Below are 12,225 nucleotides of genomic sequence, written 5' to 3' on the forward strand. Positions count from 1 at the left end.
CTTCACCACGATGCCAATGGGACGGTTGATCCTAATGGCACGGAAGGGGCTGCCGTCCCAGAATGACAGCGACAAACGGCACAAACGTTATTAAGGACCGTTCCAACTGGACATTCCGCAAATATCACGGCATTGCGGCGAGGGGTGTGCTCAGCGCTGGCGGTACACCCGCACCCAGTCGACGACCATCCGCGCCGGGAAGCGCGTCGAGGCGTTCGGGTTTCCCACCCAGGTGCCACCCACCTGGAGGTTCAGGATCAGGTAGAAGGGCTTGTCGAACGGCCAGCCGGGATAGCGCGGGTATTGGGCGTACGGTTTGCCGTCCACCCACCAGGTGATGCTCTGGGGCGTCCAGTCGACGCCGTACACGTGGAAACCGGCGTCCAGCCGCTCCGGCAGGGTGATCTGGCCGCCGCCCTTGCGGCCCTTGGAGTGGGTGTAGGACCTGACGAGATGGGTCTCGTGGCCGCGGTTCTCCATGATGTCGATCTCGCCGTACGTCGCGGAGCCCGAGGGGCCGGAGTCGGTGCGCTTGAGCCAGAACGCCGGCCACAGGCCCTTGCCGAGCGGCAGCTTGATCCGCGCGCTGAACCGCCCGTACGCCTCGTCGAAGGTCTTCCCTGTCTCCAGCCGGGCGGAGCTGTAGCCGCACGGGCCGTACCAGCAGGCCGGCCGGTTCGCACCCCGCGTCCGCTGGGCGGAGATGACCAGGCGGCCGGAGCCGTCCTGCACCGCGTTCGCCGGGGTGTAGTGGTGCAGCGCCTTCCGGTTCGACCAGTTCGTGCCGGACAGCGCGGTCCACTTGGCGGGCCGGCCACGCCCGTCGAACTCGTCGGACCAGCTCAGCTTCCAGGACGCCTCGGGCAGCGCCAACGGCGGGGGCTCGATCGACTGTGCCGGCGGCGGCGTCGCCCCGCCGTTCCGGGCCCCGTCCGGAGGCATCTCACCGATGCCGCGCACCCCTGCCGCACTGGCCGCGACCACGGTGGCGCAGATCGCCGCGGCGAGGATCCAGGTGCGGGAACGGGCCGGGCCGTCAGCCGCCGTCATCGGGCCGGCTCGCGCTCGGACTTCGTTTCGTCGCGCTTCCCATAAATAATGACTTCCGGCGAGGGGCTCCGTCCTGGCCGGGAGAATACCAAAGGGAGAGGCTGCGGTGACCGGAGGTGGCTGGAGGAGCGAGACGGGCGATCCGGACGGTTCGTCCGAGCAGGCGAACGAGCGGCTCTCCCAGCTGTCGCCACCACCGGACGAGCGGCCCTCCCAGCCCTTGCCACCGCCGGTCGAACGCTTCTCGCAGCCCTTGCCACCGCCGGTCGAGCGCTTCTCGCAGCCCTCGCTACCGTTCTCCCAGCCGTCGTCACCGTCGGTGCCGCCGACCACCGAGCTGACCGACCCCGACGTCGGCTACCCGGCGACCGACCCGATGCCTCCGGGCCGGCGCAAGCGCTTCCGTTCGCTGCTGATCGGCGGCGCCTCCGTCACGTTCGCGATCGTCGTGGCGGGCGGCGTGCTGGTGGCCTCCCGCCAGGGCGACGAGCCGGCGGCGGAGCTGGCCGGCAACCTGTTCACGGCGGTTCCGGCCGGCAGCACCGGCGGCCGGCAGCTGGAGCTGAACGGCGTCGCCGCCACGGGCGCCACGGTGGTGATCGCGGGCGGCGAGGACGCCGACTCCGGCTACCGGACCGAGTTCTTCCTGTCCAAGGACGCCGGCCGCACCTTCGCCCGCGCCCAGGTGCAGACCGCGAAGGGCGAGCCGCCCGCCGCCGGTGAGGTCCCCCGCCACCTCGCCGCGGGCCCCGGCGGGTGGGTCGCGCTCGGCGACCGCGTCGGCGGCTCCGTCGTCTGGACGAGCCCCGACGGCGCGGCCTGGACCCGCCAGCCCGACGCCACCGCCAGCCTCGCCTTCGGCCCGCGCGACCGGGTCGCCGACGTCGCGTGGACCGGCAACGGCTTCACCGCCGTGGGCCAGACCTCGGACAAGGGCGACTTCACCGACGCCGCCCCGGTGGTTTGGCTGTCCCGCGACGGCCGGAGCTGGGAACGCCGGGCCGGCTGGCGGCTCCACCCGCCGACCGGCGGCACCCTCGCCCTCACCGACGTGGCGAGCGTCAAGGACGCCATCGTCGTCCGCGGCGAGAGCTCCACCAAGCCGTACGACATCACCTGGCGCTCGACCGACGCCGGCGACACCTGGCAGGCGTTCGCCGTCCCGGGCGAGTCGCGCAAGCCGGAGCTGGCCTTCGCCGCGACCGCGACGACCATGCTCGCGGTGCGTGGGAGCGGCACCCGCGCCACCACCTACACCTCGCCCGACGGCGTGAGCTGGACGACGGCGGCGAAGATCGACGTGCCGGGCTTCCGGCGCCTGTTACGGCTGACCGCCACGTCCCAGGCCGCGGTCGCCGCGATCGAGACCGACAGCGGGATCCGGCTGGTGCGCAGCACGGACGGCCGCTCCTGGCAACCCGCCGGCACGACGGCCGGCGGCACCGAGGTGCGCGACGCCGCCGCGGCCGCGGACAACACCGTCGTGGTGGGCGCCGACGCGGCCCACGGCGGCACCGGCGCCCTGCTCGCGGTGCGCGACAAGGCCGGCAAGGACCTCCCCACGGGCATCCCGGACACCACCGGGAGCGGCAAGGTCGTGGACGCGCTCGGCACGGCCGACGGCCGGGTGGTCGCGGTCGGCGGCGCCAACGGGGAGGCCGCCGTCTGGACCTCGGCGGACGGGGCCACCTGGCGGCACGTCCCGGACAGGGAGAAGGCCCTGGCCGGCCAGGGGCGGCAGCGGCTGACCAGCGTCACGCCCGGCTTCGCCGGCTGGCTGGCGGTCGGGTCGAGCGGCCAGGCTCCCGGCCGCCCCCTGGTCGTCACCTCGGCGGACGGCGAGAGCTGGCGGCGGGCCGACGGCGCGACGGCGTTCCGGTCCGACGGCAAGAACCCGCTGATCGCCCGCGGCGCCGCCGCCGGCCCGGACGGCTACGTGATCGTGGGTGAGGACGGCTTCGGCGCCGGCACCTGGTGGTCGCCGGACCTCAGGACCTGGGAGCGCGGCGCCCCGGCGGGCGCGGACAACCTGGTCGGCACGCAGGCGACCAGGCGGTGGATGCAGTCCGTGACCAGCGGCATGTTCGGCTTCGTGGCCGCCGGCGGCGTGACCGACCCCAACGCCTACGGCGGCGTCTTCGTCCGCCGCCCCACCGTGTGGATCTCGCCGGACGGCCGCAAGTGGTCGCTGGTGCGCCTGCCGATCCCGGCCGGCGTCAACGAGGGGTGGCTGTCCCACATCGCCTCCCACGACGACGTCCTGGTGACCGCCGGTACGGCCGTCACCGGCAACGGCACGGGCACGGCCGCGTTCGGGTACGTGTCGGTGGACGGTGGCCGGAGCTGGCAGCCGATCTCGCTGCCGGTGGTGGCCGGCGAGCAGTCCGGCGTCACCGCCGTGGCCACGACCCCGCGGGGCTTCGTCGTGGCCGGCACCGTGGGCCGGCCCGGGGACGTGGTCATCTGGACCTCGGCGGACGGCCGCTCCTGGAAGCCGGAGCAGCCGCGCGGCACCGGCATGTCCGGTCCGGGCGACCAGCGGCTGGCCGCGTTCACCACGGTTGACGGGGAGCTCGTCGGCGTGGGCTCCACGGTCACCGGCCAGGGCGACGAGCCGACCGTGTGGCGGCGCCCGCTGTCCCCGGACGAGACCGGCACTCCCTAGCGCGTGCCCACACCCGCGGCGCGGAACCGGCACCTCCTAGCGCGTGCCCCACACCCGCGGCGCGGGACCGGCGCCTCCTAGCGCGTGCCCCACACCCGCAGCGTGGCGTCGCCGGCGACCCCGGTGACCGTGGTGCCGTCCCGGCTGAACGCCACCGAGTAGACCCAGTCGGCCGGCCCGTCCAGCTCGCCGGTGCCGCGGCCGCTCGCCACCTCCCACAGCCGGACCTTGCGGTCATAGCCGCCGCTGGCCAGCGTCTTCCCGTCCGGGCTGAAGGCGACCGCGGAGGCCCAGCCCCGGTGACCGGCGAGCACGGTGCGCTCCCTGCGGGCGGCGACGTCCCACAGCCGGACGGTGCGGTCGGCGCTCGCGCTCGCCAGGGTCTTCCCGTCCGGGCTGAAGGCCACCGAGAAGACCCAGTAGCGGTGGCCGAAGAGCACGGCGGTGCCCTCGCCGGTCGCCGGATGCCAGAGCCGCACGGTCCGGTCGTGGCCGCCCGTGGCGATCGTGGAACCGTCCGGGCTGAACGCCACCGAGTCCACCCAGTCGGTGTGGCCGGCGAGGATCGCGGTGCCGTCGCCGGTCGCGGCGTTCCACAAGCGCACGGTCCGGTCGCGGCTGGCGCTGGCCAGGGTCTTGCCGTCCGGGCTGAACGCCACCGACCCGACCCCTCCGGTGTGGCCGGTGAGCGTGCCCCTGCCGTTCCCGGAGGGCAGGCTCCACAGCCGTACGGTCCCGTCGTCGCTCCCCGTCGCGAGCGTCTTGCCGTCCGGGCTGAACGCCACCGCGTGGACGCCCTTGGTGTGGCCGTCGAGCGAGGCGGTGACGCTGCGGGTGGCGGCGTCCCACAGCCGCACGGCCCCGTCGGCGCCGCCGGTCGCGAACGTCTTGCCGTCGGGGCTGTACGCGACGGCGTAGGCGGGTTTCGGGGAGAGGGACCGGGTCACTTCCGGCTGGATCACCGGCGTCGTGGGCCCCGGCACGACGGTGGGCCGTGTCACGGCCGCGGGCGTCGCCGGCGTGGACAGGGCGAAGTAGGCGCCCGTGGCGACGGCCCCGGCGGCCACCAGCCCGAGTGACGCGGTGACCAGAACGCGCCGCGAGCCGAGACCGGCGCGCACGCGCGGACCCACCAGCGACTCCGTCGCCGAGATCATCCCCGCGTCGGGGAGCGACGCCCCGCCGGAGACCACGGCCGGGCCCGAGGGCGAGGCGGGGCCGGACTCCGGCGACGGACCCGGCTGCCATGACGGCCCGGCGAGCGACGGTGCGACCGTCTGGGACGCGGCTCCCTCGCCGCCACCCTTCCGCGGCACCGTCCCGACCGAGAAGAGGGACTCCTGGCCCGGCGCCTCCCGCGCGGGGTTGGGCACGCCGTGGCCGAGCAGGTTGAACAGCACGTCGGTCGCCGACGGCCGGGCCGCGGGACTCTTGTCCAGGCAGGCCACCACCAGGGAACGCACCGGCTCGGTGAGCCCGGTGAGGTCCGGCTCCTCGTTGAGGATGCGCTGGAAGAGGGCCGGGATGCTGTCGTTCCCGAACGGCGGCCGCCCGCTCGCCGCGTAGGCCATGGTGGCGGCCCAGCTGAACATGTCCGACGCCGCCGTCACCACGCCGGCGCTGAACTGCTCCGGCGCCATGTAAGCAGGCGTTCCGAGGATCTCGCTGCTCTCGGCGACCGTGGAGTCCAGGGCCCGCGCCAGCCCGAAGTCGATCACCCGGGGCCCGTCAGGACCGCAGACGACGTTGCTCGGCTTGAAGTCGCGGTGCACGATGCCGGCCTGGTGGATGGCGACCAGCGCGGTGACGGTGGCGACCGCCAGCCGCTCCAGCGCGTCGGGGTCGCGGACGCCCTGCGTGGCGATGAGCCGGCTCAGCGAGATGCCCTCGACGTACTGGCTGACCACGTACGGCTGGTCCCCGCTGGTGTCGGCGTCCAGCACCCGGGCCGTGCAGAACTGGCGTACCTGCCGGGTCGCGGCGATCTCCTGGAGGAATCGCTCGCGGGCCTGGGGTTCCTCCGACAGCCGGGCGTGCAGCACCTTGATCGCGACGACCTGGCCCTCGGGCGACTCTCCGACGTACACGGTGCCCTGGCCGCCCGCGCCCAGATAGCCCGCCAGCCGGTAAGGACCCACCTGGCGCGGGTCGGTCGGCCGCAGAGGACTGAAACTGGGCACACGTACCTTCCCCAAGACGGATGCTCAGCAGAATGATGGCTTACGGATGCTTATGCGGGAAATGCAGCGCTAAAAGACTCTACTCTCCTGAGACGCGCATCCGGCGGGGCGGCGGCCACGAACGCGTGGTGGTCCGGCGTCGGCACGATCCCGCGCCGACGCCGTACCCACCCCTCCGGCGGCTACTCCGCGTAGGGCTGGTCCGTGCCGTGGGCGCTGTAGCCGAGGCTCCAGATGTAGCCGTCCGGGTCGGCGAAGCTGCCACCGTAGCCGCCCCACGGCAGGGCGCCGGCGGGCTTGAGGATCGTGGCGCCGGCCTTCGCGGCCTCCGCGATGATCTCGTCGACCCGCGCCTCGCTCCGGACGACGTAAGTGAGGACGAGCCCGCTGAAGCCGCTGCCCTCCGGGCTCGTGCCCACCTGGTCGGCCAGGCCGTCGCGGCCGTAGAAGCCGACGGGCGAGGCACCGTCCGACTCGAAGAACACCGAGACTCCGTAGTCGTTCTCGATCTTCCAGCCGAGCCCTTCGGTGTAGAACTGCTTGGCCCGGTCGAGGTCCCGGACGCCGAGCAGGATGGAGCTGACGTGCGCCTTCATGACATGTCTCCTTTGTGTTCGAGGGGATGCTGATTACGCTACAAACGGCGCCATGCCGGGCGCTTCTCCATTCGTGCTCGTTTGACCGGCTAACCCGCCGTCCCGCAGAACACCTTGACGGCCGTGCCCATGACCTCCTCCGTGGACGGGTTGCGGGTCGAGGGGTTGATCGACAGGGTCAGCGACTTGCCCGAGTCCGAGCGGAACGCGAACGTCAGGTAGCCGATCAGCTCGCCGCTGTGCCCCCACACCGTGCCGCACGGCAGCCGGTACGCCTGCAGCCCCAGCCCGTAGCCGAACCCCGCCCCGGTCTCCACCGTCGTGCGCATCGCCCGCAAGGACGTCCTGCTGGTCAGCTTGCCGCCGAGCAGCGCCGACATGAACTTCTCCAGGTCGGCCGCGGTCGAGATCATCTCGCCTGCGGCCCAGTCCAGCGAGGGGTTCATCCGCGTCGCGTCCACCAGGCCGGGCAGCGGCTCGTAGCCCTTGGCGTGCGGTGCCGGCAGCCCTGCCCGGTCGCCCGGCACCACGGTGTGGCGAAGGCCCAGCGGGCGCAGGACGCGGCGCTCGACCTCCGCGCCGTACGGGCGGCCGGTCAGCTTCTCCACCAGCAACCCGAGCACCACATAGTTGGTGTTGGAGTAGTGCCACTTCCCGTCGTCGGGGAGCTTCTTGGCGAAGGCCACCTTGAGCAGCTCCCGCGGCTGGTAGGAGCGGAACCGGGCGTCGCCGCGCCAGCGGTTGGTCGAGTATCCGGGCTCGCTCATGTAGTCGTACAGGTGGCTGGAGTGGTTGAGGAGCTCGCGGACCGTGATCCGCTCGCCGCCGGGTACCAGGCCGGGCAGGTGCTCGGCGATGGGGTCGTCGAGCGCCACCTCGCCCTCGTCCACGAGCTGGAGGACCACGGTCGCGACGAAGGTCTTGGTCACGCTGCCGATCCGGAAGTGCCCGTTGGGCGACGGCCGTCCCCCGCGCTCGATGTCACGCACGCCCGCGGAGCCCGACCACGTTCGGCGGCCGTCGGAGACCCGCGCCAGGGCGGCGGTGGCCCCGTCGCCTGCCACGATCTTCTCCAGGTCAGCGCGTACGTCCACGCCCTGGCCACCCACCGCCACCGCCGCCGCCACCAGCACGTTCATCATCGTCTGCATCATGCGGGCAACGCTACGGAGATCGACTTCGTCGCAGAATGCGGTGCTCCGCCCGCTTCACCTGCGGAAAACCGCAGCCTCAGGAGCCGAGGTAGCGCAGCACCGCCAGCACCCGGCGGCTGTACCCGGTGGTGTGCGACAGCGCGAGCTTGTCGAACAGGGCGTTGACGTGCTTCTCCACCGCGCTCTGCGACACGTGCAGGGATTGGGCGATCGAGGCGTTGGTCAGGCCCTGGGCCATGAGCTCCAGCACCTCGCGCTCGCGGGGGGTGAGCTGGGCCAGCGGATCGGCGTGGCTGGTGCGCGCGAGCAACTGGCGCACCACCTCCGGGTCGAAGGCCGTCCCGCCCGCGCCCACCCGCTCCAGGGCGTCCAGGAAGTCGCCGACCTGGGCCACGCGGTCCTTGAGCAGGTAACCGACCCCGTCAATACTGCTGCTCATCAGCTCGGTGGCGTATTTCTTCTCCACGTACTGCGACAGCACCAGCACCTTGACCTCCGGCCAGCGCCGCCGGATCTCCAGGGCGGCGCGCAGGCCCTCGTCGGTGTGGGTGGGCGGCATCCGTACGTCGACCACCACCGCGTCGGGCCGCTCGCCGGTCACCGCCTCCAGGAGCGCGCCGGCGTCGCCCACCGCGGCCAGGACGTCGTGGCCTTCCTCCTTCAGCAGCCGTACCAGGCCCTCCCGCAGCAGGGCCGAGTCCTCGGCCAGCATCACGCGCATGACAGCTCCGCATCGACGACGGTCGGCAGGTCCTTCACCCGCACGATGACCATCGTGCCCTGTCGGCGCGCCTCGACGGTGGCCAGGGGCGGCCCTGGAGCGCTTCGCGACGGTCGGTCACGACGTCCGTTCCGCGGCCACCACGAGCCGCCAGCTCAGCTCGCCGGACGGCGGGACCACCGCGGCCTCGCCGGGACCGGCCTCCGCCACATCGAAGACGACGCCGAGCATGGGCTCCACCCCGACGCTGCGATACGGCCCGCCCTCGGGAAACCCACCGAGGTTACGCCACAGACCGGTACCGGCGGGAACGCCCGGCGGCGCCTCCAACCGCAGGTCCAGAACGTCGCCCTGATCCTCCACCCGCACCGCCGCGCACCGCAGCACGGCCCCCACGGCCGTACCGTCATCAGGACCGAACCGGTCGAGCTCCAACCCGAACGGGGCAGGCCAGCACCCGTCCAGATGAACGGCCCCCTCCGGCCAGACGGGACCCAGCAACGGCGCCGCCTCGGAGAAGATCCGCACCGGCGTCCCGTGCGGAGCGGCCAGCCGCGCCTTCTCACTGAGATCGAGCAGAGCATGCGCCGCCCACAGAAACCTGAACCCCGGATCGGCCGACAGCCGGTACGTCGCCACGACCGCCCCCGCCTCGTCACCGACGGTGCGAGTCAGCTCGAACCCACCACAACTCACGGAGCTGCGGAACACATCACCCGTCCAGGGACGGCTCCACGCGTCACCATGGTCAGGCCACCCCCGGACCGTCGGAACACACTCCTCCAGACCACCGGCGTCCACGAACGCCGAACCCGGCACCACCGCGAACCTGGCCGGATCCGGCCGGGACCACAACCACTCGCGACCGCCACCGCGCAAGGACGTCCACCGGCCTCCCCTGGCGAGGTCGAAGCGGGCCGTCAGGGCAATCCGTCTCGTCACCACTCGGCGAAGGCTCCGTCGTCGTGTCTCCAGACCGGGTTGCGCCACGCGTGCCCCGACAGGTCGGCGCGCCTGACCGCGGCCTCGTCGATCTCCACCCCGAGGCCGGGCGCCGCCGGGCGCGAGACGTACCCCTCGGTGAAGCGGAACACGGCGGGGTCGACCACGTAGTCGAGCAGGTCGGCGCCGTCGTTGTAGTGGAGGCCGATGGACTGCTCCTGGATCAGGAAGTTCGGCGTGGCGAACGCGACCTGGAGGCTGGCCGCGAGGGCGAGCGGCCCGAGCGGGCAGTGCGGGGCCAGCTTGGCGTCCCACACCTCGGCCAGCGCGGCGATCCGGCGGGTCTCCGAGATGCCTCCGGCGTGGGACAGGTCAGGCTGCACGACGGCCACCCCGGCCTCCAGCGCGGGCCGGAAGTCCCACCGCGAGTAGAGCCGCTCCCCGGTGGCGATCGGGACGCTGCTGGCGGCCACGACGCCGGGCAGCAGGTGCGGGCGGTCGGGCAGCACCGGCTCCTCGGCGAACATCGGCTGGAACTCCGCGATGATCGGCAGGACCCGCCGGGCGTCCGCCGCGCTCATCCGGCCGTGGAAGTCCACCGCCAGGTCGCGGGCCGGGCCGAGGAGCTCCCTGGCCAGTGCGAGCCGCTCCACGACGCCCGCGAGGTCGGCGGGGGTGGCGGAGACGGGCATGCGGCCGGAGGCGTTCATCTTGACCGCCGTGAACCCGGCCTCCAGCCGGGCGGCGATGCCCTCGGCGAGCTCGGACGGCTCGTCGCCGCCGACCCACGAGTACACGCGCACCCGGTCGCGTACGTGCCCGCCGAGCAGCGCGTGGACCGGGACACCGTAGGTCTTGCCCGCGATGTCCCACAGCGCCTGGTCGAGGCCCGCCAGGGCGCTGGAGAGCACCGGGCCGCCCCGGTAGAACCCGCCGTTCGCCATGACCTGCCAGTGGTCCTCGATGGTCAGGGGGTCCTGCCCGATCAGGTATTCGGCCAGTACGTGTACGGCGGCGCGGACGGGCTCGGCCCGGCCTTCCACGACCGGCTCCCCCCAGCCGACCACGCCTTCGTCGGTCTCCACCCGGCAGAACAGCCAGCGTGGGGGCACGAGGAACGTCTCTACTTTGGTGATCTTCACCAGGGCCTCCGAATGTCGATGCCGGCTGTCATGCCGAGTCCTTCATCGCCGTCCACCCGCCGTCGACCAGGAGGGAGGCGCCGGTGACGTACGAGCTCTCGGCGCAGGCCAGGAAGGTCACCACGGCGGCCACCTCCTCGGGGCGGCCGAACCGCGCGGCGGCGGTGGCCTCCGCGCTGCGCCGACGGTCCTCCTCGCCGATGCCGTCCCAGGCGGGCGTGAGGACGGGCCCGGGGAGCACGGTGTTGACCCGCACCTCCGGGCCGTACTCGACGGCGAGCTGGCGGCCGAGCGAGACGAGCCCGCCCTTCGCGGCGGCGTACGCGGGGTGCCGCGGGATGCCCACCAGGGCGTGCACCGAGGAGGTCAGCACGATGGCGCCCCGGCTCTCCCGCAGCAGCCCGACACACGCTCGGGCCCCCAGGTACGCGGCCGTCAGGTTGACCGCGAGCTGCCGGTCCCAGTCGCGCTCCGACAGCTCGTGCGCCGGGGCCCGGACCACCGTGCTGGCGTTGCTGTGCAGCACGTCCAGCCGGCCGAACTCGGCCCGCGCCGTGTCCGCGATCCGCCGCCAGGTCTCCGCGTCGGCGACGTCGCCGCTGATCGCCAGGAGGTCGGGCCGGGCCGGCCCCTGGCCGGCCAGGTCCACCGCGATGACGCGGGCGCCCTCGCTCAGGAACCGCTCCACCACCGCGGCGCCGATGCCGGAGGCGGCGCCGGTCACCACGGCGACCTTGCCCGACAACAATCCTCGTCCCACGGTCTCCCCCTTGTTCTCCTGATCGGATCACGCCCTCCGGCCTGACGGCGAGGTCGTCGCCGCCAGTCAACACGTGTGCCACGGCCGCCAGGAATGGCCGATGCGTGAGATCACCTGGACGATCCGACGCATGTGCCATACTTGCTCGATGCCGATCCAGGAAGGATTCCGCAACCAGCGGCTGACGGTCGTGCCGCGCCGGGTCGTCGCGGAGGCCAACTCGCGGCCGGTGACCCGGCGGCTCATGGTGACGGACACCGGCTACTACCCCGTCGCCGCGGATCACCTGATGAACCGGCCTCATGGCATCGAGGAGGCCGTCCTCATCCTGTGCGCGGCCGGCACGGGATGGGCCAGCATCGACGGCGTGCAATACCGCGTCGGGTCGAACGCGGCGCTGCTGATCCCGCGCGGCACCCCGCACGCCTACGGCGCGTCAGCCGACACACCCTGGACGATCTGGTGGTGTCACCTCCGCGGCACCGACCTGCCCGAGCTGATCGAGGCGGTCGGCGCCGGGCCGTCCCGGCCGGTGATCTCCGTCCGGCGGCTCGACCGGGCCGTCGCGCTGCTCGACGAGATCGTCACCGTCCTGGAGCGCGACCACTCACCCGCCAGCCTGATGGGCGCGGCCGGCGCCGCGTGGAAGCTGCTCACCCAGATCGTGGCCGACCGCGCCATGCCGGCGCCCGGCGATCCGTTGCAGCGCGCGATGGCCTACCTGGCCGAGCGGCTGGACAGCACCGTACGCGTCGCGGACCTGGCCGCGCTGGTCGGCGTCTCGCCCTCCCATCTGAGCGCGCTGTTCCGCCGGGCCACCGGGGGCGGCGTGCTCGCCCACCACACGGCACTGCGGATGGCGCAGGCGCGCAACCTCCTCGACACCACCGACGCGACCGTCGCCGACATCGCCCGCGAGGTCGGCTATCCCGACCCGTTCTACTTCTCCCGTCACTTCAGGCGGATGCACGAGGCCAGCCCCACCGAATACCGCAACCGGGCGAAGGGCTGAGCG

At 73.0% G+C, this 12,225-nt stretch carries 10 protein-coding genes; 2 read left to right on the top strand and 8 right to left on the bottom strand.

Going from position 1 to position 12,225, the window contains the following annotated elements; translation table 11 throughout:
- Positions 1–150: 150 nt before the first annotated feature.
- Entirely contained in the window at positions 151–1,050 is a 900-nt protein-coding gene (locus ACBJ59_RS51185) for a family 16 glycosylhydrolase (RefSeq protein ID WP_375117265.1), read from the bottom strand.
- 106 nt (positions 1,051–1,156) lie between these two features.
- On the opposite strand from ACBJ59_RS51185, the gene ACBJ59_RS51190 reads away from it, so the two are divergent.
- Entirely contained in the window at positions 1,157–3,715 is a 2,559-nt protein-coding gene (locus ACBJ59_RS51190) for a hypothetical protein (protein ID WP_375117266.1), read from the top strand.
- Positions 3,716–3,792: 77 nt separating this feature from the next.
- Here the strand turns inward: ACBJ59_RS51190 and ACBJ59_RS51195 are convergent, their stop codons facing one another.
- The 7 genes from ACBJ59_RS51195 to ACBJ59_RS51225 all read right to left on the bottom strand — a co-directional run bounded on the left by ACBJ59_RS51195 (position 3,793) and on the right by ACBJ59_RS51225 (position 11,210).
- Positions 3,793–5,895, bottom strand: coding sequence for a protein kinase (locus ACBJ59_RS51195; protein ID WP_375117267.1), 2,103 nt, complete (start codon positions 5,893–5,895; stop codon positions 3,793–3,795).
- 182 nt (positions 5,896–6,077) lie between these two features.
- On the bottom strand, positions 6,078–6,491 hold the full coding sequence (locus ACBJ59_RS51200) for a VOC family protein (RefSeq protein WP_364135685.1): 414 nt from the start codon (positions 6,489–6,491) through the stop codon (positions 6,078–6,080).
- A gap of 89 nt (positions 6,492–6,580) precedes the next feature.
- Positions 6,581–7,645: a serine hydrolase domain-containing protein gene (locus ACBJ59_RS51205; RefSeq protein ID WP_375117268.1), complete on the bottom strand. Its 1,065-nt coding sequence runs from the start codon at positions 7,643–7,645 to the stop codon at positions 6,581–6,583.
- Between the two features lie 76 nt (positions 7,646–7,721).
- On the bottom strand, positions 7,722–8,366 hold the full coding sequence (locus ACBJ59_RS51210; RefSeq protein WP_375117269.1) for a response regulator: 645 nt from the start codon (positions 8,364–8,366) through the stop codon (positions 7,722–7,724).
- Positions 8,367–8,483: 117 nt separating this feature from the next.
- Positions 8,484–9,308 carry a hypothetical protein gene (locus tag ACBJ59_RS51215; RefSeq protein ID WP_375117270.1) on the bottom strand — a complete coding sequence of 275 codons (825 nt, stop codon included), beginning with the start codon at positions 9,306–9,308 and terminating at the stop codon, positions 8,484–8,486.
- Entirely contained in the window at positions 9,305–10,450 is a 1,146-nt protein-coding gene (gene dgoD / locus ACBJ59_RS51220; RefSeq protein WP_375117271.1) for a galactonate dehydratase, read from the bottom strand. Before dgoD ends, ACBJ59_RS51215 begins: the two co-directional genes overlap by 4 nt.
- A 28-nt stretch (positions 10,451–10,478) precedes the next feature.
- Complete coding sequence (locus ACBJ59_RS51225) at positions 10,479–11,210, bottom strand: SDR family NAD(P)-dependent oxidoreductase (RefSeq protein WP_375117272.1); 732 nt, start codon at positions 11,208–11,210, stop codon at positions 10,479–10,481.
- Between the two features lie 148 nt (positions 11,211–11,358).
- On the opposite strand from ACBJ59_RS51225, the gene ACBJ59_RS51230 reads away from it, so the two are divergent.
- A complete protein-coding gene (locus ACBJ59_RS51230; RefSeq protein ID WP_375117273.1) occupies positions 11,359–12,222 on the top strand; it encodes a helix-turn-helix domain-containing protein in 864 nt (287 codons plus the stop codon).
- Positions 12,223–12,225: the final 3 nt, after the last annotated feature.

It is taken from the genome of Nonomuraea sp. MTCD27, assembly GCF_041950495.1.
In the GTDB taxonomy this organism is placed as follows: Bacteria; Actinomycetota; Actinomycetes; order Streptosporangiales; family Streptosporangiaceae; genus Nonomuraea.